The 25,837-nt window shown below is 44.4% G+C and carries 21 protein-coding genes and 6 tRNA genes; 22 read left to right on the forward strand and 5 right to left on the reverse strand.

Going from position 1 to position 25,837, the window contains the following annotated elements; genetic code table 11:
* Positions 1-36: 36 nt before the first annotated feature.
* Positions 37-121: transfer RNA gene (locus C9I43_RS07520), tRNA-Tyr, on the forward strand.
* Positions 122-416: 295 nt separating this feature from the next.
* Positions 417-1,559 (forward strand): PLP-dependent cysteine synthase family protein, encoded by a 1,143-nt coding sequence (locus tag C9I43_RS07525; protein ID WP_107883002.1) that lies wholly within the window; start codon positions 417-419, stop codon positions 1,557-1,559.
* Between the two features lie 139 nt (positions 1,560-1,698).
* Here the strand turns inward: C9I43_RS07525 and queE are convergent, their stop codons facing one another.
* Positions 1,699-2,367 carry a 7-carboxy-7-deazaguanine synthase QueE gene (queE, locus tag C9I43_RS07530; RefSeq protein ID WP_107883004.1) on the reverse strand — a complete coding sequence of 223 codons (669 nt, stop codon included), beginning with the start codon at positions 2,365-2,367 and terminating at the stop codon, positions 1,699-1,701.
* 172 nt (positions 2,368-2,539) lie between these two features.
* On the opposite strand from queE, the gene queC reads away from it, so the two are divergent.
* On the forward strand, positions 2,540-3,262 hold the full coding sequence (gene queC / locus C9I43_RS07535) for a 7-cyano-7-deazaguanine synthase QueC (protein WP_107883006.1): 723 nt from the start codon (positions 2,540-2,542) through the stop codon (positions 3,260-3,262).
* On the forward strand, positions 3,259-3,855 hold the full coding sequence (rrtA, locus tag C9I43_RS07540; protein ID WP_107883007.1) for a rhombosortase: 597 nt from the start codon (positions 3,259-3,261) through the stop codon (positions 3,853-3,855). Before queC ends, rrtA begins: the two co-directional genes overlap by 4 nt.
* A 335-nt stretch (positions 3,856-4,190) precedes the next feature.
* Here the strand turns inward: rrtA and uvrB are convergent, their stop codons facing one another.
* The gene (gene uvrB / locus C9I43_RS07545) at positions 4,191-6,197 is read right to left on the reverse strand and encodes an excinuclease ABC subunit UvrB (RefSeq protein WP_107883009.1); all 2,007 of its coding nucleotides are present in this window, start codon (positions 6,195-6,197) and stop codon (positions 4,191-4,193) included.
* Positions 6,198-7,306: 1,109 nt separating this feature from the next.
* On the opposite strand from uvrB, the gene C9I43_RS07550 reads away from it, so the two are divergent.
* The 13 genes from C9I43_RS07550 (at position 7,307) to nth (ending at position 16,868) form a co-directional block, all read left to right on the forward strand.
* Positions 7,307-7,382: transfer RNA gene (locus C9I43_RS07550), tRNA-Asn, on the forward strand.
* A 48-nt stretch (positions 7,383-7,430) separates the two neighbouring features.
* Positions 7,431-7,506 (forward strand) — tRNA-Asn (locus tag C9I43_RS07555).
* A gap of 34 nt (positions 7,507-7,540) precedes the next feature.
* A tRNA-Asn gene (locus C9I43_RS07560) sits at positions 7,541-7,616 on the forward strand.
* 59 nt (positions 7,617-7,675) lie between these two features.
* A tRNA-Asn gene (locus tag C9I43_RS07565) sits at positions 7,676-7,751 on the forward strand.
* Between the two features lie 52 nt (positions 7,752-7,803).
* Positions 7,804-7,879, forward strand: a tRNA-Asn gene (locus C9I43_RS07570).
* Between the two features lie 204 nt (positions 7,880-8,083).
* Complete coding sequence (locus C9I43_RS07575; RefSeq protein ID WP_107883011.1) at positions 8,084-9,988, forward strand: bifunctional diguanylate cyclase/phosphodiesterase; 1,905 nt, start codon at positions 8,084-8,086, stop codon at positions 9,986-9,988.
* A gap of 125 nt (positions 9,989-10,113) precedes the next feature.
* Positions 10,114-10,692, forward strand: coding sequence for an electron transport complex subunit RsxA (rsxA, locus tag C9I43_RS07580; RefSeq protein WP_076500575.1), 579 nt, complete (start codon positions 10,114-10,116; stop codon positions 10,690-10,692).
* A 1-nt stretch (position 10,693) separates the two neighbouring features.
* Entirely contained in the window at positions 10,694-11,323 is a 630-nt protein-coding gene (rsxB, locus tag C9I43_RS07585; RefSeq protein WP_107883013.1) for an electron transport complex subunit RsxB, read from the forward strand.
* On the forward strand, positions 11,317-13,764 hold the full coding sequence (gene rsxC, locus C9I43_RS07590; RefSeq protein ID WP_107883015.1) for an electron transport complex subunit RsxC: 2,448 nt from the start codon (positions 11,317-11,319) through the stop codon (positions 13,762-13,764). The genes rsxB and rsxC overlap by 7 nt, the downstream gene beginning before the upstream one ends.
* A gap of 26 nt (positions 13,765-13,790) precedes the next feature.
* Positions 13,791-14,840: an electron transport complex subunit RsxD gene (gene rsxD / locus C9I43_RS07595; protein ID WP_107883017.1), complete on the forward strand. Its 1,050-nt coding sequence runs from the start codon at positions 13,791-13,793 to the stop codon at positions 14,838-14,840.
* Between the two features lie 55 nt (positions 14,841-14,895).
* On the forward strand, positions 14,896-15,534 hold the full coding sequence (gene rsxG, locus C9I43_RS07600; protein ID WP_107883019.1) for an electron transport complex subunit RsxG: 639 nt from the start codon (positions 14,896-14,898) through the stop codon (positions 15,532-15,534).
* Complete coding sequence (locus C9I43_RS07605) at positions 15,527-16,225, forward strand: electron transport complex subunit E (protein ID WP_076500585.1); 699 nt, start codon at positions 15,527-15,529, stop codon at positions 16,223-16,225. Before rsxG ends, C9I43_RS07605 begins: the two co-directional genes overlap by 8 nt.
* Before the next feature lies 1 nt (position 16,226).
* Positions 16,227-16,868 (forward strand): endonuclease III, encoded by a 642-nt coding sequence (gene nth / locus C9I43_RS07610; RefSeq protein ID WP_076500586.1) that lies wholly within the window; start codon positions 16,227-16,229, stop codon positions 16,866-16,868.
* Positions 16,869-16,880: 12 nt separating this feature from the next.
* On the opposite strand, the gene C9I43_RS07615 is transcribed toward nth, so the two are convergent.
* Positions 16,881-17,138 (reverse strand): hypothetical protein, encoded by a 258-nt coding sequence (locus tag C9I43_RS07615; RefSeq protein ID WP_076500588.1) that lies wholly within the window; start codon positions 17,136-17,138, stop codon positions 16,881-16,883.
* Between the two features lie 474 nt (positions 17,139-17,612).
* On the opposite strand from C9I43_RS07615, the gene gloA reads away from it, so the two are divergent.
* Positions 17,613-18,023, forward strand: coding sequence for a lactoylglutathione lyase (gene gloA, locus C9I43_RS07620; RefSeq protein WP_076500589.1), 411 nt, complete (start codon positions 17,613-17,615; stop codon positions 18,021-18,023).
* Between the two features lie 163 nt (positions 18,024-18,186).
* Here the strand turns inward: gloA and msrQ are convergent, their stop codons facing one another.
* Together msrQ and msrP are read right to left on the reverse strand one after the other, a co-directional pair.
* Complete coding sequence (gene msrQ, locus C9I43_RS07625; RefSeq protein ID WP_107883021.1) at positions 18,187-18,834, reverse strand: protein-methionine-sulfoxide reductase heme-binding subunit MsrQ; 648 nt, start codon at positions 18,832-18,834, stop codon at positions 18,187-18,189.
* Between the two features lie 43 nt (positions 18,835-18,877).
* Positions 18,878-19,912 (reverse strand): protein-methionine-sulfoxide reductase catalytic subunit MsrP, encoded by a 1,035-nt coding sequence (gene msrP, locus C9I43_RS07630; protein ID WP_107883023.1) that lies wholly within the window; start codon positions 19,910-19,912, stop codon positions 18,878-18,880.
* Between the two features lie 235 nt (positions 19,913-20,147).
* On the opposite strand from msrP, the gene rmuC reads away from it, so the two are divergent.
* The 4 genes from rmuC (at position 20,148) to C9I43_RS07650 (ending at position 25,756) form a co-directional block, all read left to right on the forward strand.
* Positions 20,148-21,701, forward strand: coding sequence for a DNA recombination protein RmuC (gene rmuC, locus C9I43_RS07635; protein ID WP_107883025.1), 1,554 nt, complete (start codon positions 20,148-20,150; stop codon positions 21,699-21,701).
* A gap of 90 nt (positions 21,702-21,791) precedes the next feature.
* Positions 21,792-23,717, forward strand: coding sequence for a transglycosylase SLT domain-containing protein (locus tag C9I43_RS07640; protein ID WP_107883027.1), 1,926 nt, complete (start codon positions 21,792-21,794; stop codon positions 23,715-23,717).
* 238 nt (positions 23,718-23,955) lie between these two features.
* The gene (locus C9I43_RS07645; RefSeq protein WP_107883029.1) at positions 23,956-24,660 is read left to right on the forward strand and encodes an EAL domain-containing protein; all 705 of its coding nucleotides are present in this window, start codon (positions 23,956-23,958) and stop codon (positions 24,658-24,660) included.
* A gap of 184 nt (positions 24,661-24,844) precedes the next feature.
* On the forward strand, positions 24,845-25,756 hold the full coding sequence (locus tag C9I43_RS07650; protein ID WP_107883031.1) for an AAA family ATPase: 912 nt from the start codon (positions 24,845-24,847) through the stop codon (positions 25,754-25,756).
* Positions 25,757-25,837 lie beyond the last annotated feature (81 nt).

Below are 25,837 nucleotides of genomic sequence, written 5' to 3' on the forward strand. Positions count from 1 at the left end.
ATAAGTCAGTTGTAAGCAGGTTAAAAGAAAGTTTGTGGAGGGGTTCCCGAGCGGCCAAAGGGATCAGACTGTAAATCTGACGGCTCAGCCTTCGAAGGTTCGAATCCTTCTCCCTCCACCATTTCTTTCGCTACATCCACTGCATAATGTGTATCCTGCTGTATATCATCGTGATAAATTACCTATTTTGTTGTACATCTCGCTTATAATTTCATTTTTAATCTATCAGTGACACTTCCGCTGCCCCACCGCTTTGATGCTATTTATTGTTAACCGCATTTAGCCCACAATTAAGTTTCATTCATCTAAACCCAATATTAACCTCATTTTTTATTCACCTAAGCTAAGTTTTATTCACCTAAATCTGCACTCATCCAATAAAGCCGCTTTGCCAGTGGCTGTGATATGCTCTAAATATGATTCCTTTCGATATAACAATAATGAACAACACGATGCAACCACCAATGGATCTAAGCAGGGCGCATGTTTTATGCTCCTCATGGGAAGCTCATGCAATAGGTAAAATTGAAGCTGATTTTCAGCGCAGCGCCGATACTCACCTTATCAAACTTGAATTACCGATGCTCGATGGTATTGATATTTATCTCAAAGATGAAAGTACGCATCCTACTGGCAGTTTAAAACACCGTCTCGCCCGCTCTCTCTTCCTTTATGCCCTGTGCAACGGCTGGATTAAGCAAGGCACACCGATTATTGAATCCTCATCGGGTAGCACGGCAATCTCTGAAGCCTATTTTGCCCGTTTACTCGGATTGCCCTTTATTGCGGTAATGCCAAAAAGTACCGCTAAAAAGAAGATAGAACAGATAACTTTTTATGGTGGCCAGTGTCACTTTGTCGACAGTTCAAGTGAAATTTACGCCGAATCAGCGCGGCTTGCCGCAGAGCTAGGCGGTCATTATATGGATCAATTTACCTACGCCGAGCGTGCAACCGACTGGCGCGGTAATAACAACATAGCCAATTCCATTTTTAATCAGATGGAGCGTGAGCCTCACACTATCCCACGTTGGATTGTGATGAGCCCTGGCACGGGCGGCACATCGGCGACCATAGGTCGTTATATTCGCTATCAACGCTTGGCGACGCAGCTGTGCGTGGTCGATCCACAAAACTCAGTATTCTTTGATTTTTATCATAACGGTGATGCCAGTTTGACGTGTTGTAATGGTAGTAAAATTGAGGGTATTGGCAGGCCAAGGGTCGAGCCATCGTTTATTCCAGGAGTGGTCGATACTATGCTGCAAATTCCCGACGCAGCGTCAGTAGCAACCATCCACTGGTTAGCACAGCTGATTGGCCGCAAAACAGGTGCATCGACTGGAACCAACCTCTATGGTGCCTTACAACTTGCCGTGCAAATGCAAGCGCGTGGAGAGCAAGGCTCAATCGTGACCTTGATTTGTGACTCGGGTGAGCGTTACCTTGATACCTACTACGATACCGATTGGATTGCAGCTAATATCGGTGATATTGCGCCTTACGAGCGTCAACTCGCAGCATTTAATCATTTAGGCCAGTTAAGTGAGCTTGGTTAAATGTGTACGATTTGCGCCCTGCCTTAGCGTAATTGGACTAAAAGTTCATCGCTAAATATCAGCCATAAAAATGCCCCACGATGAGTGAGGCATTTTTTTATGACTGATACATTAACCTATTGGCATTAACCTGTTGGTATTAATCAATGTTCAAATATTTATGAGTTTGAATTGATAAACGCCAATTACGGGCAATACATATCTTCATCGCCAGTTCGGTTGCTCTAGGCTTTTGGCTTATTGGTTGCAGACAAATCGTTTTAGCTGAAATATCGATGTCTTGCAGTAAGCTATCCAATTCAGCAATATGATTTTCAGTGGCAATAGGATGCTTAATCTCATTGGCACGGTTCAATGCCTGCGCTAACACCTGATAACCGCCCTTCATATTCACCTTGGGTGATACCGTCACCCAAGTATCATCGGCGCACAACACCTCAAAAGTGCCACTGGTTTCAATTTGGGTAGCAAAACCTTGACTGTGGAGGGTTTGGGTTAAATCACGTAAATCGTACATACAAGGCTCGCCGCCGGTGATCACGACATGGCGCGCAGTAAAACCTTTGGCATTAAAAGCGGCAATCAGGCTCTGGGCGCTATGTTCAGCCCAGCGGCCAATGGTGCCATCTACGGTAATCACTTGCGCTGGCTCAACTTTATTGGCTTCAAGCACATCCCATGTCTGTTTAGTATCGCACCAAGCACATCCCACGGGACAACCCTGTAGGCGGACAAATATGGCGGGCACTCCGGTAAAAACGCCTTCACCTTGAATGGTTTCAAAGACTTCATTGACGGGATAATTCATACTGACATTCCACTTTTTATGGGGCGGCATTTATAGTGGATTTTAACCTGCGCTGCAAGTTTTTACGCCGAATAAATCTATTTCGCGTTGATTCTCAGAGTTTGCAAGCCCTATGGCCTGAGTTACACTAACGACCTATTTACGCGTGTTCTACGGCCAAGTGAAATTCCTTATGTCAATAAATTCAGTGTCAAACCCCTTAGCCTCCAAAGTAGTCGTTGTCTTCAGTGGCGGACAAGATTCTACAACCTGCATTATTCAAGCGTTAACCCAGTACGATGAAGTACACGGCATCACCTTTGACTACGGCCAACGTCACCGCGAAGAAATTGAAGTGGCTAAATCTTTAGCGAAACGTTTGCAGATCACCAGTCACAAAGTCATGGATGTTACCTTGCTTAATGAGTTGGCGATTTCTGCCCTCACCCGCGATGCCATTCCCGTTTCACATGAGTTAATGGAAAATGGGTTGCCCAATACTTTTGTGCCTGGGCGTAATATTCTGTTTTTAACGCTTGCGGGTATTTATGCCTACCAATTAGGCGCTGAGGCAATAATCACCGGTGTGTGTGAAACAGATTTTTCTGGTTACCCAGATTGTCGCAACGATTTTGTTAAAGCGATGGAGTCTGCCTTAGTTCAAGGTATGGATAAGCAACTGAAGATCATCACGCCATTAATGTGGCTCAATAAGGCGCAAACTTGGGCAATGGCAGATAAATATCAGCAACTTGATTTAGTGCGTCATCATACGCTCACTTGCTATAACGGCATCATTGGCGATGGTTGTGGTGATTGCCCTGCTTGTCATCTGCGTAAACGTGGATTAGAGGACTATCTGCAAAATAAAACCACAGTGATGGCTGAGCTTAACGCTTATGAGTCTAAGGCATGACACGCAATCCCTATTGGCTCGCACTGGTAATTAGTCTGATTTGCGCTGGCTTATACCTTGCGGGTTTAACAAGCCCTACTATCGACAATGTACTTGCCTATAATCGCGGCGCGATTAATGGCGGTGAATGGTGGCGCTTAGTCAGTGGTAATTTGCTGCACACGAATCAATGGCATCTGTTGATGAATCTAGCAGGATTATGGGTAGTGCTGTTTTTGCACCACTTTCATTATCATCTCAAAGGATTGAGTACGCTATTTTTTATTCTCTGTTTGTTTGAAGGCATAGGCTTGTATGTGGGTTATCCGCAATTGCTTGGTTACGTTGGCTTAAGCGGTATGTTGCATGGTTTGTTCGTCTATGGCGCTGTGCAAGATATTGTGCACAAGCTGCGTTCTGGGTATGTGCTATTAATTGGCGTTATTATTAAAGTCGGCTACGAACAGCTTTATGGCGCAAGCAGTGACGTCACCGCCATGATAGGCGCGCGCGTGGCAACCGAAGCACATTTAGTCGGCTTAGTCTGTGGACTGATTTGCGCTTTAGCGGTGTTTATTACAGTTAAACTTAATCGTTCAAAAGTCGCGGCTTAATCCTATTCAACCGATAACTGATATTAAAAAGCCGTCGTAGCATTGGATGCTAGACGGCTTTTTTAGTGACCAACGTCTTAAATAACCTGAGTTTGGGATAAGCAGAGCCGCTGAATAGGCCTCTTTTCTGGCCTCTCTGCGTTACTCTGTCTAACCATAGCTCGCTATGGCGTACGACAGAGCGCCTTGATATGCGCAAAAAACTTACGCACTCAGTGAAAATAGATTTTCACCTTAAAATCAATAGCTTATAAAATTAATTTGGTTTGTTAAATGTAGATTTTTCGACATTCATTATCCCGAGTTCAGGTTCAATAATTAACATAAAAATAAATCTACGCTCTAATCAACAGATCCCGTAGATGTTTTACTTCATCACGCATCGCCGCCGCTTGTTCAAACTCTAAATTGCGCGCGTGATCGTGCATTTTCTTTTCGAGCACATCGATTTGATGGCTCAATTCCGTCGCATCGGCTTTGTGGTATTGGGATGTAGACTCAGCCACTTTGCCATAAACCGCCTTACTGTTGCGGCCATCGTCCACGTCCATCACATCGGTGATGCGTTTAACCACGCCTTTAGGCGTGATGCCGAGCTTTAGATTATGCGCGCGCTGACGTTCTCGACGTCGATTCGTTTCACCAATCGCTTTTTCCATTGAATTAGTGATGCGATCGGCATAGAGAATTGCTTTACCGTTGACATTACGTGCCGCGCGGCCAATCGTTTGAATAAGCGAGCGTTCTGAGCGTAAAAATCCCTCTTTATCGGCATCCAAAATACACACCAGAGAGACTTCAGGCATGTCTAAGCCTTCACGCAATAAGTTAATACCGACCAGTACATCAAACTTGCCAAGCCGTAAATCACGGATAATTTCAACCCGCTCAACGGTGTCGATATCTGAATGCAAATAACGCACTTTAACGCCGTGCTCATCTAAGTATTCGGTTAAATCTTCCGACATACGCTTGGTCAATGTTGTTACTAACACCCGCTCATTGACGGCAACTCGCTTGGCAATTTCAGATAATAAATCATCAACTTGTGTGCCAACAGGGCGTACTTCTAGTTCTGGATCGAGTAAACCCGTTGGCCGTACCACTTGCTCCGCTATCTCGCCTTGACTCTTTTCAAGCTCATAGACACTAGGGGTCGCCGACACATAAATAGTTTGCGGCATCAATTGCTCGAATTCTTCGAACTTAAGTGGGCGATTGTCTAATGCTGACGGCAACCTGAAACCGTATTCCACAAGCGTGGTTTTACGTGAACGGTCACCTTTATACATGGCGCCAATTTGCGGCACAGTCACATGAGATTCATCGATAATAAGCAAACCATCAGCGGGTAAATAATCGAGTAAAGTTGGTGGCCCTTCGCCCGGAGCACGGCCAGATAAATAACGTGAGTAGTTTTCAATGCCGGAGCAGTAACCCAACTCCACCATCATTTCGACATCGTATTGCACTCGTTCATGAATGCGCTGCGCTTCAATCAGCTTATTATTATCAAGCAGATACTGCTTACGCTCACGTAATTCTTCTTTAATAAACTCAGTGGCAGCGATGATTTTTTCCCGCGGTGTCACATAATGAGTTTTAGGATAAACCGTAGTGCGGGCAATACGCTTAATAATATGGCCAGTTAACGGATCAAATTCACTTAAGCGTTCAATCTCATCGTCAAATAGCTCAATACGAATGGCATTACGCTCAGAATCGGCAGGAAAAATATCAATCACTTCACCGCGTACTCGATAAGTACCGCGCTGCAACTCAATATCATTACGTTTATATTGCAATTCACTGAGACGGATTAAAATATCACGTTGACCCATCACATCGCCTTGGCGAAGATGCAGCAACATTTTCAAATAGGAGTCAGGATCGCCCAAGCCATAAATAGCCGACACAGAGGCAATCAGCACCACATCTTTACGCTCTAACAGAGCTTTAGTCGCCGATAGACGCATTTGTTCTATGTGGGCATTCACCGAAGCATCTTTTTCAATAAAGGTATTTGATGCAGGTACATAGGCTTCTGGCTGATAGTAATCGTAGTAAGAAACAAAATACTCGACCGCATTATGGGGGAAAAACTCTTTCATCTCGCCATAGAGCTGCGCTGCCAAGGTTTTATTGGGCGCCATGATAATCGTGGGGCGGCCTAACTGTTGGATCACATTGGCAATCGTGAAGGTTTTACCTGAGCCTGTTACGCCGAGTAACGTTTGGCAAGCCAAACCTGCCTCGAGGCCGTCGACTAATTTGGCTATAGCGGTAGGTTGGTCGCCTGCGGGGGCGAATTCCGATTCAAGCTGAAAAACAGATTCTGACACGCGCGCATATCCTTTTAATAAGTCGCCCTATTCTAATCAAGTCACTCACTAAGCTCCAGTCATTATATGACTGGATGAGCATAGATTCTTAACGATGAAAGACGCACCACAATACTGCAAAAGGATATGACAGCAAAAAACTGAAAGTTTGTGTCGAAGGAAATTTATACTGATTTAGCCCATAAAACACCCATAAACTGAGCAAAACTACCAATTTAATACACAAGAAACATATTTTGTTTGATTACAAAACTGCAACCTAATTTATACCCTTAATTAAAAGCACTTGCTTTTACTATTCACTTGAAATAAAACACTTTTTATTTCAAACCCAAAAATAGTGTATTTTAAGCCCACAGCCCATCCCACAAGGGTTTGCCGCCTGTTAATCAAGACAACCCACAGGGTTATCCACAGATTTTGTTGATAACTCGAAATAACCCATAAACCACGCGGGGTTGAGGGCTGTCATGCTTATCAATAACTACCGCTCGACATTTGGTAATTTAATTACATTTGATAAACGTGCTTACTTTTATCTATTTTATTTACTGCGTATTCGCTGTCAGTCATAAGAATGATTAACATGAAAAATAGCGGGCTAATAAAAAAGCGAGCAAAAATCAGCCACCACTAATAAGGTAAGTCTAAAGAATTACGCTGCCATAATGAACACATAAATGGAGCCATTTAATTACAACGTCTATCGTCAATGCGCTATAGGAGCAAATGAGATTAATCTAAATATATTTAGCCAAACGCCTTTATCGCATTAGCTGTAACTCGCAATTTTGTGCAAACAGCGAGTCATAACAGGCAGAAGGTAAATTCAACTTCTATGTCTCACTTTATGGTAGGCAACGCACTTTGTTAGCTAGCTATTTAAATTTTATAGAAAAAGCAGAGTTAAAATTTAAAATCACCTAGGCTATATCACGAATTGTTAAGCACTTTTGCACCGAAACGTCGAATTCTGCGCCATGATGCACATTAGATGAGCACTTAACAGCATAATTACACTTTTTTTGGTAACTCGAGTTGACTCGTACAACGGGGCGTTTTACTATGCGCTCCGTTCTCAACGAGTCATTATGACTTTATGAAACGATTCCCCTGTAGTTCAGTTGGTAGAACGGCGGACTGTTAATCCGTATGTCACTGGTTCGAGTCCAGTCAGGGGAGCCAATTTATATAGCGTTAAGTACAAAATTTACAATTTAATTTAAGCGCAATTCCCCTGTAGTTCAGTTGGTAGAACGGCGGACTGTTAATCCGTATGTCACTGGTTCGAGTCCAGTCAGGGGAGCCACTTAAATAACATTGTAATAATACTTTAAAATAATTCCCCTGTAGTTCAGTTGGTAGAACGGCGGACTGTTAATCCGTATGTCACTGGTTCGAGTCCAGTCAGGGGAGCCAATTTAAAGTAGGTAAGTATTTTTGATAACAAAAGTCGATAGCAATATCGCATATTCTATTCCCCAGTAGTTCAGTCGGTAGAACGGCGGACTGTTAATCCGTATGTCACTGGTTCAAGTCCAGTCTGGGGAGCCATTTTAAAAATGGTATATTTTAAAAAAGTCGATAGTTATATCGCACCATCAATTCCCCTGTAGTTCAGTTGGTAGAACGGCGGACTGTTAATCCGTATGTCACTGGTTCGAGTCCAGTCAGGGGAGCCATTTATGGCTCTACGCTTTACATAATCCCCTTCTTGTCGTCACATTGTAAAATCCCTATAACCAACATTTTGTTTTTGTTTAAATGCAGTTACACTGTGTCCACGATTAAATTAATGGATGACTTTTTGCACACTAATAACGATTTAAGCCCCCTTCGCTTAAACTTGTGCGGTTCAAACTCACCTAAATAAAGAACGGATTGTTATGGCTATTTCAAAATCATATCCCATTTTTTTACTGATTATCTTTTTAGGTCTCTTTGCTTGGGTATATCAAAGCGAAAATAGTCAATTACAGTTTCAACAGCAACAAGAGCTTGCTCGCTTTAAAACCAGCTTAACCCAATATCAACAATGGCAGGGTAATGGCGTAGAGCTGTTCAAAAAACTCAGTGAACATTACCAATTCCAGTTTTTTCAGTATGTGGATGACACCGATGGTTCGCAAAACCATACCGAAGGCAGCTTAACCAGCCAGCATACCCACCCTTTTTCGAGCCTTTTTTTAATTGATCTCAGCCACACAGAAAAATTAGCCACGGGTCGTTTACAGGTCAAACTCAGTACCAACCAAGCCATAGATACAGCCATCAGTATGACTGAAATGTTTGGCGCTATACTCTTAATCAGCTACCTCCTATTACTTGCTGCATTTGTGTTATTAATGTCAAAGCAGAAAACGGCTATACGCTATGCTGCTGATTATATTTCAAAAATACCTGATCTAAGCTTTTCAGCCGTTGCCTCATCAAAACTCTCCGGTGAACTAAAGCCCATTGCTGTATCACTTGAAGAATGCCGCTCTCAACTCAAAGTACAAATTGATAAACTCAACCAAGAAAATGAGAAACTGCAAAAAGCGGCTTATCAAGACACTGTCACAGGCTTTGCTAGTCGCCCACGCTTTACCCAAAAGCTAGAAAACATTAGCACTCCAGATATGCCTCAATTGGGCATAATGGCAATGGTTAAGGCAACTGAGCTCGCGCAAATCAACCAAAAACAAGGGCGTACAGCGGGCGATGATTATTTAATCAAAATTTCGACCTGCATCCGTAAAGCCTGCAGTAAATATCCTGATGCTGAGTGTTTTCGAGTATCGAGTGCTGATTTTGCAGTGTTTATCCCTGACATCATGCTCAAGGATGCTCCAAAATTTTTAGACCAATTAAAAGTTTATCTTGATGAATATCTACAAGTCACTGAGTTGGAATCTGTCGCCCATATCGGGCTAGTTCCTTATCAACAAGGTACAGATGCAGTTAATTTATTAACCATCGCCGATACTGCCGTCAGCATAGCTCAGACACTAGGCCCTAATAGTTATCATATTCAAGAAAAACTCGCTGTTAATGAACAGCTTGGCGATGATAGGTGGAAAACAACCCTCAATGATTTAGTGACTCGACGAGCATTAAAGTTTTACCAGCAACCGATTCAACCCTGTCATACCAATATAGAGCTTTACCGCGAGCTACTGGCACGATTTTACAACAGTGAAGGTAAGATGTTACCCACTACGACCGTCATTGCGATGGCAGAACGCCATGGCATGAGCACTGAGCTAGATAAATTAGTAGTGATCAGCGTATTAAAAATACTTAAGGAAAATCCAGCGATTTCAGGTCATTTCGGCATTAATATCAGTGCATTTTCAGCCCATCAAGATCTGTTTATCGCTTGGCTAAAAGATAGGTTAAGTAACCAAAAGCACATAGCATCACGCTTAGTATTTGAGATTAATGAATCAGGCATGCAATCCAACTTAGGGGCGAGTCATAAATTTGTTCGCGAGGTACATAGTGTCGGTTCACGGGTGTCGATTGAACGCTTTGGCATGAGTTTTACCTCCTTCAAATTCTTCAGTGAAGTGCGCCCTGACTACATTAAACTTGATGGCAGCTACACCGCTAACATTGATGAAGATCGCAATAATAAGTTCTTCGTTCGTATGATGGTAGATGTTGCAAGGCGTATAGGCATTCGCGTTATCGCGACCAGTGTTGAGCGCCAAGAAGAAAAACTGATCTTAGAGAAAATGCTTGTCGATGGCTTGCAAGGTTATTACATCGCTCAGCCAGAGCCCATGACAATCCCAGATCGAATTTAATACTTCAATAGGTTAATTCATCACCAAAATTTACAGTAAAGGTATTTAACCCTGCATTCTATATGTTGTTTATGCAAACGGAAAAGTCGATAATACCATTAAGATCCGTTTGGAAAAGTATTGAGATGACCGAATATCTCCTCCTGTTGATCAGTACAGTGCTGGTTAACAATTTCGTTTTAGTGAAATTCTTAGGCTTGTGTCCTTTCATGGGGGTCTCCAGTAAATTGGAGTCCGCTATTGGCATGTGTATGGCAACCACATTTGTGCTGACTTTAGCCTCTATTTTGAGTTATCTCGTTAATCAATATTTATTACTACCCTTTGATTTAAGCTACTTGCGTACGATGAGCTTTATTTTAGTGATTGCCGTTGTGGTGCAATTTACTGAAATGGTTGTACAAAAAACCAGTGCGACGCTACACCGCGCTTTAGGAATTTACCTGCCGCTTATCACCACCAACTGTGCAGTCCTCGGGGTTGCCTTACTTAACGTCAACGAGAAGCACGATTTTATTCAATCGGCAGTCTACGGTTTTGGTGCTGCGGTGGGTTTCTCCTTAGTGTTAATTCTGTTCTCGGCAATGCGTGAGCGTTTAGCGGCAGCTGATGTGCCCTTACCCTTCAAAGGCGGCGCGATTGCGATGATTACCGCAGGCCTTATGTCCCTCGCTTTTATGGGATTCACAGGATTGGTTAAGTAAGATGTCCGGAATTTTAATTGCTGTAATATTATTGACCCTATTAGCCTTAGTCTTTGGGATCATCCTCGGATTTGCCGCCCTTAAATTTAAGGTTGAAGGCAATCCAATTGTCGAGGATCTCGAAGCGATTCTACCGCAAACCCAGTGTGGCCAATGTGGTTATCCCGGTTGTCGTCCCTACGCTGAAGCCATCGCTAATGGCGAAAAAATCAACAAATGCCCTCCAGGCGGCACTGCCACTATGGAAAAACTCGCCAGCTTAATGGGGGTTGATCCCGAGCCACTCAACGCCGAAGCGCAATCGCAAGTTAAAAAGGTTGCCTATATTCGTGAAGACGAATGCATTGGCTGCACTAAGTGCATTCAAGCTTGTCCTGTTGATGCCATTATCGGTGCCGGTAAACTCATGCACACCGTACTGACAACAGACTGTACTGGGTGTGATTTATGTGTTGAACCTTGCCCTGTCGATTGTATTGATATGATCCCAGTGACCCAGAATATTAAAAATTGGGATTGGCGTTTAAATGCCATTCCAGTGACGATGATTCAAGACGGCACTGCTCAAGATGTTACTGCTAAAAATACGATGGCCCCAAAAGACCAGTTAGAAGAGGATAAGCGGTGTTAACTTTATTAGATCAATTAGATAAAGGAACCCTTTGGCGCTCACCCGGTGGAATACATCCTCCTGAAGTCAAATCCCTCTCCAATACCACGCTAATTGGGCAACTGCCATTGGCCTCAACGTTTTTAGTGCCCGTCCCTCAAGTAGGCGAAAACTGCACTTTAATCGTCAAGGTTGGCGATAAAGTATTAAAGGGCGCAGCGTTAACTCAAGGCACCTCTATTTGGCACTTACCTGTGCACGCGCCCACATCGGGCACAATTGTTGCGATTGAGCCTAGGGTCAGTAATCATGCCTCGGCTTTACCCGTTAACACTTGCGTTATCAAAGCCGACGGCAATGACACTTGGTGCGAGCTAGCCAAAAGTGAGCTTGAGAATCTCAGCAATCCACAAATGATCGATAAAATTCGCTCTGCTGGTATTGCAGGAATGGGCGGCGCAGCGTTTCCAAGCCATATAAAACTCAATCCGGTCAGTGAGATTGATGTAGTCATTATCAATGGCGTCGAATGTGAGCCTTATATCAGCGCCGATGACAGATTAATGCGTGAGTACAGCCACGATATCCTCGCGGGGATTGGCATTATTCATCGGCTATTAACGCCTAAACGCATTATTATCGCGATTGAAGATAATAAACCCGAAGCGATAAACGCTATGCAAACTGCGGTGATGCAAAGCGGGCTTCCTGCAGGCTGTATTCGCGTGACCGTCATTCCGACTAAATATCCTTCTGGCGGCGAAAAACAACTTATACAAATAATTACTGGTCGCGAAGTACCCTCGGGCGCAATCCCTGCCAAACTCGGCATAGTGGTTCATAACGTGGGTACTGCATTTGCTATTTATCAAGCAGTAGCCCAAGGCAAACCCTTGATTGAACGAGTCGTTACCGTAACGGGCAAAAATGTAGGTAAAGCAGGCAATTACTGGATCCCCATAGGGACACCCGTTGAACACGTACTCGCCACGACTGAGTTTACCCCTGAGCCTGAGCAAAAAGTGATTATTGGCGGGCCTATGATGGGTCACGCATTGGCGAATATCCAAGTACCTATTTTAAAAGGCACCAATTGTATTTTGGTACCAAGTAGTCAAGAAATTGGGACTACGCCAGAGGAAAAAGCCTGTATTCGCTGCGGCGAATGCGCTATTGCCTGCCCTGCACTCTTGTTACCACAACAACTTTTTTGGCACGCCAAAGCGGGAGAGTACGACAAGGCCGCCAGTTTCAATCTAAAGGATTGTATTGAATGTGGTTGCTGTAGTTACGTCTGCCCAAGTGATATTCCCTTAGTCGAATATTATCGTATTGCAAAATCGGCCCTAAAACACAGCGCCGATGAAAAACAACAAGCAGAACGCGCCAAGCAACGTTTTGATGCTCGTTTAATGCGTCTTGAAGAAGAAAAAATCGCCCGCGAAACTAAGGCTAAAGAAGCCGCTGAGCGCCGACAAGCCACCATGACAGGCACAGACAAAAATGCTGTCGCTGAAGCCATGGCGCGTATCGCAGCAAAAAAAGCTGCCGCAGCGCAACCATCAAATGCAGCGCCAAGCGTAGATACGGTAGAAACGACGACTTCGACAGCAACGCCTAAAAACCAAGCCGTTGCTGCAGCAATTGCCCGGGCTAAAGCCAAAAAAGCTGCACAAGCTAATACCGATGATGCAGACCTAAGCCATGCAGTGAATGTTGAAGCTAATCACGCACCAACGGCAACACGTGTCGTAACAACGCAAGAAGCGCCGTTAACTCAAAAAGAAAAAGTTGCTGCTGCCGTTGCCCGCGCCAAAGCCAAAAAGGCCGCACAGCAGCTCGATAACACGCCGCTTGAAACCAGTGAAGCCGCCAGCGCAGCGCAACCCACTGCAGATACAGATAAAAAAGCCAAAGTAGCAGCTGCGGTTGCCCGCGCTAAGGCCAAAAAAGCCGCTCAACAAGCACAAGCTAATACTGGAGACGATTTAAGCCAAACCGTTACTCCAGATTTGCAATCAACTTCTGGCGCACAAATCAATGCGAGTACTGATGTTGAAGCCGCTACAGATATTGATGATGCTGAAACGATTAAAAAGGCCAAAGTCGCCGCAGCGGTAGCGCGCGCTAAAGCGAAGAAAGCGGCATTAATGGCAACAGCGCCTGACCTTGAGTCAGCCGCTAAACCTGACTCAGCCGTTAAACCTGAGCCGGTTGACCCAGTTCAAACTAAAGTGAATACGCCGCCGATAGAAAACACGCTTGAAAGCGGCGTAGCGAAAGCCGAGACTCTTTCGTCCTCTGCTGCGCCCACTACAAACCCCATTGAAACGGCGCCTTTATCTAGCGAAGAACTTAAAAAAGCGCGAATTGCGGCAACCATCGCCAAGGCAAAAGCCAAAAAAGCGGCGCTCGCCCATGAAGCCACAACGTCAAGCGACTCAAGTGTTGGCAATGACTGAGAATAGAATGATAAAAAGGAATCACGATGGCGTTTAAAATTGCCTCATCACCCCATGTAACGCACAACCTGCATACCTCAACCGTTATGCAACGGGTGATTTTATGTTTACTGCCAGGACTTGTGCTGCAATGTGCCTTTTTTGGCTGGGGCACACTCATCCAAGTATTACTGGCGATTATTGTCGCTTTAAGCTGCGAAGCCATGATAATGAGACTTCGCCAACGCAACATCAAAGCAAGCTTAAGCGATAACAGTGCCATGCTCACCGCCATCTTAATTGGCGTCGCTATTCCCCCTCTTGCGCCTTGGTGGATGATAGTGATGGGCGCAGCTTTTGCCATTATCATTGTTAAACACCTTTATGGTGGCTTAGGCCATAATCTGTTTAATCCGGCGATGGCGGCTTACGTATTACTTTTAGTGTCTTTCCCACTGCAAATGACGACTTGGATTGCGCCCAGTAGCGTTGCGTTAAACTCGCCAAGCGTTATCGATAGCCTGCAAATTATTTTCAATATTGGTGCTCACATTGACATCAATCAATTCCGTTTAGGCATTGACGGCACCACCATGGCCACGCCACTTGATACCCTCAAAACCGATTTATCAATGGGATTAACCAGCACTGAAAGTATGACTAAAACGATTTTTGATGGCAGCACAGGCGTAGGTTGGTTCTGGGTGAATCTAGCTTATCTTGCTGGCGGTTTAGTGCTACTCAAGCTTAAAGCTATCCGCTGGCACATCAGCACTGGCGTCTTATTAGGGCTGTTTGTAGCATCTAGTATCGGCTTTTTACTGTCGCCTGATACCCAAGCCAGCCCTGTGTTACATTTATTTTCTGGTGCGACCATGTTAGCGGCGTTTTTTATCGCCACCGATCCCGTCACAGCAGCAACCAGCCCTCGCGGCCGTATTATCTTTGGCGCCTTAATTGGGGTGCTGGTGTATATCATTCGCACCAAAGGCGGTTACCCTGACGCCTTTGCTTTTGCCGTATTACTGGCAAACCTGTGTGCGCCCTTTATTGACTATTATGTGCGGCCACGGGCCTATGGCCACTCTGCGGGCTAACGTCATTATCGAACATACATGACGGCGTGAGTAACGAGAGTTTAAGGAAATCGTTTTGAATAATCCGATGATTAGAAATGGGTTTTTATTGGCATTGTTTGCCCTGATTTGTACAGGTTTAGTCGCTGTAGTGAATCAGCAAACTGCCGACAAAATAACGCAACAAGAACAGCAAGAGTTAATGCGAGTCTTACATCAATTAATTCCCGATGAGATGCACGATAACGATCTCACGGCGCAATGTACTTTATTGTTAGATAAAGAAGCCTTAGGCACTGATAACCCCATGCCAGCCTACATTGCAACAATGGCGGGTAAGCCGGTTGCTATCGCCATTGAAGCCATAGCGCCCGATGGCTATAACGGTAATATTAAGCTGATTGTTGGGGTTAACACCCAAGGTGAAGTATTAGGTGTTCGTACTTTAACCCACCAAGAAACACCGGGTTTAGGTGATAAAATCGAGTTACGTAAATCCAATTGGGTCAGTCAATTTGTCGGTAAAATGTTAGATTCGCAAGATGATAAACAATGGTTAGTCAAAAAAGATGGCGGTGATTTTGATCAATTCACCGGGGCAACCATCACCCCACGCGCTTATGTTAAAGCAGTAAAAAATGCCGTCTGGTATTTCAATAATAACCAAGCGCAAATTTTCAGCCAGCCATTGAATTGTGAGGCCAAACATGACTAATTATCGCGAAATCGCTTGGCAAGGCCTGTGGAAAAATAACCCTGGCCTAGTGCAACTTTTAGGTTTGTGTCCATTGCTTGCGGTGACCGCCACGATAACTAATGCCCTAGGATTAGGTATCGCTACCATGTTGGTGCTGATAGGTTCTAACATATTGGTGTCTTTGGTGCGCGATTATGTACCGAAAGAAATCCGTATTCCTGTATTTGTGATGATCATTGCGGCGCTTGTCACCACTGTACAATTACTGATTAACGCCTACGCCTACGGTTTGTATGTATCACTGGGGATATTTCTGCCTTTGATTGTAACAAACTGCATTATTATTGGCCGCGCCGAAGCCTTTGCTTCACGCAATAATGCTTTTAGTGCCGCCTTTGATGGCTTAATGATGGGGCTGGGTTTTACCTTAGTGCTGACAGTGCTGGGCGCTACGCGGGAAATATTAAGCCAAGGTACGCTGTTTGAGGGTGCCGATTTATTACTTGGTCCTTGGGCAACATCGTTAACTATCCATCTATGGCAAGTAGACACGCCTTTCCTATTGGCGATGCTGCCACCGGGCGCTTTTATCATTATGGGATTACTTATTGCCCTCAAAAATGTGATTGATAAAAAACTTAAGGAACGCCAGCCAGAAGTCGCTACTGAGCCAAGTGTTACCCGCGCACGGATCACTAAGGTTAGCTAATATGAACCAAGTAAAGCGCATTCAAATTCTCACTCGTCTTCGCGATAACAATCCAAAACCTGAGACCGAACTCAACTTTTCTAGCCCCTTCGAGCTTTTGGTCGCTGTGACCTTATCGGCACAGGCAACGGACGTGAGTGTGAATAAGGCAACTGATAAGCTCTTTCCGGTTGCTAATACTCCCAGCAGTATTTATGCCCTAGGGGTGGATGGTTTAAAACAATATATAAAAACCATCGGCTTATATAACAACAAAGCTGTCAATGTCATCAAAGCGTGTGAGATCTTAATTGAGAAATATCATGGTGAAGTACCAGAGGATAGAGAAGCGCTAGAATCACTCCCCGGCGTTGGGCGCAAAACGGCTAATGTGGTACTCAACACTGCGTTTGGTTGGCCAACGATCGCCGTCGATACGCATATTTTCCGCCTCGCCAATCGCACTAAATTCGCGCCCGGCAAGAACGTGGTCGAAGTGGAAGATAAAATGCTAAAAGTCGTGCCTGCTGAGTTTAAAGTCGATGTGCATCACTGGTTTATCCTACACGGACGCTACACTTGTCTCGCCCGTAAACCGCGCTGCGGCAGCTGTATCATTGAAGACTTGTGTGAATTTAAAGATAAAATTTATCCTGATGAATAAACCTCAAGTGAGTTAACCTTGGCTTTTTTTCTCGAGCAAGCTGACTAACTCTTCATATTTTGGCCCTTGCCCAAATTGTGGCAAGGCCACTGCAAAGACTACGAGTCCAAAGATCATATAAATAGCGAACTCATTAACCCACAAACCAGATATCGTCAGCCCAGTACCCAGCACAACTAATGCAATTACAGCTAACCGCACTTTCTGTGCCATCTGTACTTTTCGCTTAGCCGATGCAATTAATGCTATTTCAGTTTTGCTAAACAACATCTTCAAATCCTTGTTAAGTTTTACGTGCATTATACAATCGTATTAAATCACAGATAAACAAAAAGCCGCTAATGCGGCTTTTTGATTAACGGGGTACAAGCTTAGCAAAAAATTGTAAAACTCATCAAAAAAGTGAAACGAAGAACGCGCTTAAAAATAAAGCGACCACAACCGTTGTGCCTAAGGCCATTTTTAGTTCGATACTCATTTTTTACTCTCCTAGTGGGCTTGATGACATTATCATCAAGCCCATGACAAAAACCCATATATGGATCTGTATTTTGTGAGCGACTACCAATTTATCCGCTATTCTCTTGTCAAAATACGTTAAAAAATCAATCTAACAGATAAACGGTACGCCCCTATGCTCAATCGAGTCAAGCATAATAAAGTTCGCTATAAACGACATTTTCCATCATCCATTGAAGCATTTTTGATATACTCGACGGGTAATTTATTTATCATGAGAACCCTATGTCACAACTATTACACACTATGATCCGTGTCGGTAACTTAGAGCGCAGTATTGCTTTTTATACCCACGTGCTTGGTATGAAACTCCTTCGCACTTCTGAAAATCCAGAATACAAATATTCTTTAGCTTTCGTAGGGTTCGGTGAAGAATCTACCGGCCAAGCCGTAGTGGAACTGACCTATAACTGGGGCACCGACAAGTACGATTTAGGCACTGGTTTTGGCCATTTAGCCATAGGCGATGAAGATATCTACGCCCGTTGTGCTGCGATTGCCGCAGCCGGTGGCAAAGTCACTCGCGCCCCAGGTCCTGTCGCGGGTGGTAACACTGAGATTGCATTCGTTGAAGATCCAGACGGTTATAAAATTGAGTTCATTCAAATGAAATCAATAACACAAGGTTTAGGTTAAACCGCCCTATTCACTGGGATCAAAACTGAATAATAAAAATGCCGAAGGTTAAATTCGGCATTTTTGTTTTTATACTGCATATTTCGCGTTGGTATTCAAACTCGTAAAACACGCTCAGGATTAATGACTCAAGCTACGCCCTGCCATTAGTTTAGAACCATTTTTATTTTGCAACACCACTCACCTTTTGCGCCACATTATTTACCCCTTTTCGGCTAAACCTGCGTTTAAACCAAGGCATGCGCCACAGCAATAACACACTAAAACCCAAGATATACAAACTCGGCTCGATGATTTCTGATTTTACCGACCAGTAAAAATGAATTGGCGCTAAGATAGCGACCAAATACACGCCATTGTGTAAAATTTGCCAACGACGTCCCATCTTACGCATCAAGGCTTTAAACGAGGTTACCGCCAAAGCTGTCACGATAAGATAAGCTACTGCCCCCACTAAAATGTACGGCCGTTTTACCACTTCACTAAACAATAATCCCCAAGCAAACAGTAGATCTAAACTGAAAAACGCCACAATATGCAAGGTTGCATAGGCAAACACGTATAAACCCACCAAGCGGCGGGTTTGCATCAATAGCCCTTGCTTTGTCAGCTTAGCAATCGGTGAAATTAGCAAAGTCGCGGCTAACGCATTTAAGGCGCCTATGCCTGTATAGTGAATAATATGCTGCACCGGATCGCCGCCCGCACGGCCCAATATCACAGTTAACACTAAATAGCCGATAGGCAGTAAACCTAACAAATGAAATATCACCTTTAGCCAAAATAAGTGCTTAGGGGTTAGTCTCAACATAGATAACCCCCGCCTGGCTGCAAACGAGACAACAAACACATCATTAATAGTTTTTCCTCAGATCTATACCGTCATAAAGCGAAGCGACAAACTCGCCATAACCATTAAACGGTTGGGTATCGATACGGGTGGCAGAAAACAATCCACCCTCACCAATGCGGCGCTCAGTCGCCTGTGACCAGCGCGGATGATCCACCGCAGGATTAACGTTGGCATAAAATCCATATTCATGTGAAGCAAGCTGGTTCCAACTGGTTGGCGGTTGTTTATCCATCACCCGGATCCGCACAATTGATTTAATACTCTTAAAACCGTATTTCCATGGCACCACTAAGCGAATAGGAGCTCCGTTTTGCGGTGGCAAAGTTTTGCCGTACAGACCAACTGACATTAAGGTTAAGTCGTTCATGGCTTCGGCTAACGTGAGCCCTTCAACATAAGGGTAATGGATGCCCCCGCCCATTAATCGACTCTTTTGGCCCGGCATTTGTTCGGGATCAAAGGCCGTTTCAAAAGCAACATATTTGCCCTTATTAGTGACGCCAACTTTTTTCAATAACGCTGCCAAGGGAAAGCCCACCCAAGGAACGACCATAGACCACGCTTCAACGCAGCGTAGACGATAGTTGCGTTCCTCAAGTGGGAACATAGTTGTCAGATCATTAAAATCTAAGGTCATGGGCCGTTCGACTTCACCTTCAATACGCAATTGCCAAGGATCGACTTTATAGCCTTGGGCATTATTGGAGGGATCTTGCTTGTCCGTACCAAACTCATAAAAGTTATTGTGCTGGGTGACCTTATCAAACGGGGTTAACACATCGGTGTCACCGTAGTGTTTATTGGTTTGAAAAGTCAGTGGCGTAGTAATAAAGGAAGATTTTGGCTGCTCACCAAATAAATCAAATAATCCAGCTTGCACATAACCTGGCACACTGGCGCCAATGGCACCGAGGCCCATCGCTTTGACTATTTGCCTGCGCGAGCGAAACACAGCTTCGGGCGTCACTTGGCTATCTTGCATGTGCCACTGCGCTTTTTTGAGAATACCTGGAGTAAAACGGGAGTTTTTAGCCAATTGACACCTCTGCAATCTAATAATTTAAGCTATCGAGTCGTAATCAACCCCGTCGCTACTTGTATATATAGACAGGTAAAAGCCCTAAAAAATTTCCACCCGTAAATAATTTCATTTTAAACGTATAAGACTTGCTCATTCAGGCATTAAGCACAGATATAGTTGCTTAAAGGGCTTGAAGCCTGTTATTGAGCATGCGAACCTAGGCGTCAATGCTAAAGGAGTGCTATTGAACATGCCATTTTTTGAATCTTTTTCTGTTGCCGATATGATCGGCCTTCTCGCGGTTGCCTTTTTAGGTCTGTTAATGGGTGCTCTACTCAATCAAAGGCTCACACGCCAACGCTGGCAACAACATAAAGACCAACTTGAACAAGAAATGCGTCAAGTGAACGAAGATGCCGAATTATCCTTGGCACAGCAGCAAGTGTTGCTCGACGACAAAGAAGCGCAATTACGTCAATACCAACAGCGTCTCGAGCTTAAAATCGAGCAATTAGGTAAAGCCGAAGCCTTAGCCGAACGCGTTCCTACTTTAGAGCAGCAATTAAATGACAATCAGCGCCGTCAGCTAGAAATCCAATTAGCGCTGTCTAAGTCCAATGCCATGCAACAAACAATTCAAGCTAAAGCCGATGCCCAGCAAGAGTCGCTGCAGGATAAAATTGCCAGTCTCGAATCGGCTGAAGTACGCCTCCAGACCCAATTTGAAAACCTCGCCAATCGGATTTTTGAAGAACGTAGTGAAAACTTTAAGCACCAAAATGCCAGTCAACTTGAAGGTGTACTTGGGCCATTAAAACAACAGCTTGAAGGATTCAGACAGCAAATTCGTGAGTCCTACACCCATGAACAATCAGAGCGCAGCGCCCTCAAACATCAACTTGAGCACCTGCGGGATCTCAATCTTAAGATGAGCCAAGACGCCATCAACCTGACCAAAGCGCTCAAAGGTGATAACAAGCAGCAAGGCAACTGGGGTGAAGTGATCCTCGATCGCGTATTGCAAGAAAGTGGCCTACGTGAAGGCCATGAGTACCATACCCAGCAAGATTTAAAAGACGATAACGGCAAACGCTTTAAGCCGGATGTCATTGTCCATCTGCCGGAAAATAAAGATGTGGTCATCGATGCTAAAATGTCGCTGGTCAGTTATGAGCGCTATTTCAATAGCGAAGATCCAGCCCTGCGCCAACAGGCGATTAACGAACATGTGATTTCAATTCGCAGCCATATTAAAGGATTGAGTCAAAAGGATTATCAACATCTTCATGGGCTTAAGAGCCTTGATTATGTGTTAATGTTTATTCCGATTGAACCAGCATTTTTACTGGCGCTAGAGCATGATCCTAGCCTAGTGAACTTTGCACTTGAGCAGAATATTATGTTAGTCAGCCCAACCAATTTATTGGTGGCACTGCGCACCATTAACAACATTTGGCGCTACGAATATCAAAATCAACACGCGCAAACCATTGCCAAGCAAGCGGGCCGGATTTACGACAAGTTATGTGGTTATATTGAAGATATGGAAAAACTCGGCCGCGCCTTAGATAACGCCGAAAAAACCTATCACAGTGCGATGAACAAGTTGTCATCGGGTAAAGGTAACCTTGTACGCCAAGCCCATTTAATGCAACAACTTGGTGTCGATACCAGTAAACAACTGGATAAAATGCTGCTCGAAAAAGCGCTCAATGAAGCCCTAGATGATAATGAAACACAAGACGATGAGCTTGATGCCGATTTGCAGCCAGAGCGCAGCAATACCGAAGTTGAACCCGCTTAATGCGCTGCTGAATAAACAACATACAGACTAATTATCTTGAATCGATGCAGAAATATCGATTCAACCTGAATGCCCGGAGGCAAATGCGCCATGTGCAAAGCCGTTATGAATGTGGTTATCTCTAGCGCAATATTGCTTGCAGGCGCACTCAACGCCCCTGCTGCACTGGCGCTAACATCAACGCAAAAAACCTTTATAGAAGCTGAGAAAGCATTAAAAAAACAAGACTATGCAGTTTATAAACCTCTGCGAGCAAAACTCGGCGATTACCCGCTGGCAATCTATTTAGACCACGATATTGATATTGGTAATCTCAATGGCCTATCTGGTTTTGCGGCTAAATCATTAATTGAAAAATATGAGACTACGCCTATGTACAACAGGTTAAGGTCTAAATATTTATACAATGCTGGTAGCCAAAATCGTTGGACTGACTACCTGACTATTGCTCAAGAAGCCCCCGCCGATATTCGCCTGCAATGTTACTTCTATGAGGCAAAACTGGCACAAGGCGATATTAAAACCGCCTATGCTGCCGCGCAATCTCTGTGGGTTTATGGTGGTTCACGACCAAAGGAATGTGATCCGCTATTTAATACTTGGACCAAAGCAGGTAAACGTACGCAAGATGTCGTCTGGGCGCGGATGATGCTGAGTTTTGAAGCTGGAGAAACAAGCCTACTGAGCTATTTATCACAAAAAATCACCACCCACAGTAACGAAGCAAAACGCTTAGTCGCCGTATTTAAAGATCCTAATAGCCTGCGCCATACCGAAAAATTTAATGATAAAAATCCCATTGTCGGTGACATTGTTGCCGCAGGACTAAAACGCCTTGCTCGTAAAGATCTCGATCAAGCGATTAATTTGTATACTCGGTATCAAAAATCCCATCGTTTCACGCCAGCTCAAGCTGAACAATTAGATAAATATTTGGTTCGCCGTGTATTAATAGAACAAGATGATGACCATAAAGACTATGCCGACGCCGAAATAGCCACGCTAAAAAATGACGATTTGTTTGAGCGTCGTTTAAGATGGGCGATTCGCGATCATGATATGCGCAGCATTGCGCGATATTTGAACCTGTTACAACCCGAAACTTTAGCTAAAGAACGTTGGCAATATTGGCTCTATCGTACTAATGCCAAGGATGCGCCAGAAAGTGCCACCAAGGCACTTGCCAGTATCAGTAATGAACGTAATTTTTACGGTTTTGCCGCGGCGCAATATTTAAATAAACCGGTATCGCTTAATCAAAGCCCCGAGCCCGTTGTTGATGCTAACAGCCAAAAGTTAACTGACGATATAGGCTTTGTTAGAGTGCAAGAATTAATGGCGCTCGATCGTTATTTTGATGCGCGCTACGAATGGATGTCACTACTCAGACGCAGTGACAACACTATGCGAGCCCGTTACGGCCGTTATGCCCACGAGAAAGGTTGGTACGATTTTGGCGTTGAAGCCAGTATCCAAGGTAAGTTATGGGATGATATACCGCTACGTTTCCCTATGGCACACCAAGAAGGCTTTGAACATGCCAGTAAAAAGCACAAAGTGAACATCGATGAAATTCGTGCTATTAGTCGTCGCGAGAGCGCCTTTTACCTTTATGCGACCTCTGGTGTGGGTGCCCGCGGGTTAATGCAAATTATGCCTGCTACGGCCAAAGCAACCGCTAAAAAGCAGGGTGCAAAATATAGCGATCCAAAAGATCTTTATAGTGCCGAGCTTAATCTCAACCTTGGCAGTGCTTACTATGCGCAGTTATTAAAAGAGTTTAACCAAAACCGTATCCTCGCCACCGCGGCCTATAATGCGGGGCCATCAAGAGTGCGTCGCTGGTTAGCGAACTCAGACGGTAAACTCGATGCTATGGGCTTTATTGAAGCGATTCCGTTTACCGAAACCCGTGAATATGTGCAAGCCGTCCTCAGCTATCGATTGATTTATGAGGCGCAGGAGCAAAAAGCGCAGCCATTATTCAGCGAAGCTGAACTGAAGTTTGCTTACTAACTCGCAGCATAAAAGGAACTCGATGCTCAGCAGTATCGAGTTCCTACTTTTCAGCATATCTTAGCGTAATGCTCACACTTTAACCGCCAAAAACTCTTAATGATGTTCACTAAATTCAAATAATTAGCAAAGCGAATAATTATTCAGCAATCACGCCGTTTTCTCGTAAATTTGTTTGCACTAAAAGGCATTAAATGCGAATAGTTAGTATTAATGCATTAATACTCCCATTAGGCCCATGATTAACCTTAGTTTGTTAACGCTCAGCTGCGAATACCAACCCTTTGTCGATCCCCATACGTTTACTATCGACGGCTATGAAGCCTTAGCGCGTTTTTATCAACCGAATGGCGATGCAATTGCACCCAATATAGTGTTCGAGCAACTGCATGAATCCATAGAGTTGCTCGCCGCGGTTGAATATCAAGCCAAGGTATTTCAACTCGCCCATGCGCCCCACCAGCAGCGTATTTTTATTAATGTCGATCCCCATGCCGTCGATGGGCTAAATACTGCCAAGCTTATAAAGCTGTTATCACAGTACCAGCAAGTCACGGTCGAGATCATTGAAAATACCTGTGTTAACGATGCCATGCTTGCTAATCAACTATTCAGCCAATTTAAACAAGCGAATATCAAGGTAGCGCTGGACGATATTGGCGCGCCCCACTCCTTGCTGTGTGTCGACCTGATGATGAACGTGGATTATCTCAAGTTCGATCGCCATTGGTTAACCCATATGACGCATCCCGAGGGAGTCCAATTACTCATAGCACTGATTAACTTCGCCAAACAAACCAATAAGAAGTGCATTCTAGAAGGTATAGAAACTGAAGCTCACTTAGCATTTGCGCGAGACATCGGCGTCCACTTAGTCCAAGGCTTTTTGTTTAAATCTTGGTTTATTCGCCCCACCAGCAGTCAAACGCTGTGTCTTGCATAGATCGACCGCTGTCCTTTGGTTTTGCGCCACCAGTACACTCAAGCCTAAACTTCACTCAGTCGAGCAATTGATTTCACTGCAAAAATGCCACTGGATAAGCAGGCAACTATCCGCCATAGTGGTAAAGCTTGTCTGCTTTCACATATACGTTCAGCAGCGTTTTCAAATGTATTAGGAGTCGCCCGTGACACAATCTGGGATCAGCGCATTACTACAACAACTTGAACAAGTATTGCTGGGTAAACCTAGGCAAATTCGGCTTGCATTAGCCTGTATTCTCGCCCGCGGCCATCTATTGATTGAAGATTTACCTGGCATGGGTAAAACCAGTATTTCCCATGCTATAGCCCAAAGCTTGGGTTTGAGTTACCAGCGGATCCAATTTACCAGTGATATGCTGCCGGCAGACATTCTTGGCGTGTCGATTTTTGATCAACATCAGGCGCAATTTATCTTTCATCCCGGGCCGATTTTTAAGCAAATGATTTTGGCCGATGAAATTAACCGCGCCAGCCCTAAAACACAAAGTGCTTTGCTCGAGGCAATGGCTGAACAACAAATTTCCGTCGATGGCATTACCCACAGATTACCCAATCCATTCTTTGTCATCGCAACGCAAAACCCCACCGATCAATCGGGTACATTTGCGCTACCAGAATCGCAGCTAGACAGATTTATGATGCGTCTATCTATTGGCTATCCAAGCCACGACGCTGAGCTTGCGATGCTTAAGAGTAATCATAACCACTTGACCTTAGAACAATTGCCCCAGTGCCTGACACCACTAGCCTTGATGCAACTGCAAGAAGAGTGCGACAAGGTCAGCGCTTCCGATGCTCTGCTAAATTACATTTTGGCCTTAGTCGCTTTTTCGCGCAGCCAAAGTGACAGTGTGGGTTTATCACCGCGCGCCACTAAAGCTTTATTGCAAGCCGCTAAAGCATGGGCTTTTTTAGAGGGCCGACATTATTTAGTCCCCGAAGATGTGCAAGCGGTATTTTGCTGCGTGGCGGAGCACAGACTGAGAACCAGTAGCCAATTACAGGGTGAAGCGTTATCTGAGCGAATCCTTGCCAGCGTCAATCCCATCATGTAGCGAGCCGTTGTGATAAACGATATCGCTAAAGTATGTCATTAAACGAATAAACCAAGGCATTTGGGTAAGCTATTCAAATAA

Source organism: Shewanella morhuae, assembly GCF_003028295.1.
Classification (GTDB): Bacteria; Pseudomonadota; Gammaproteobacteria; order Enterobacterales; family Shewanellaceae; genus Shewanella; species Shewanella morhuae.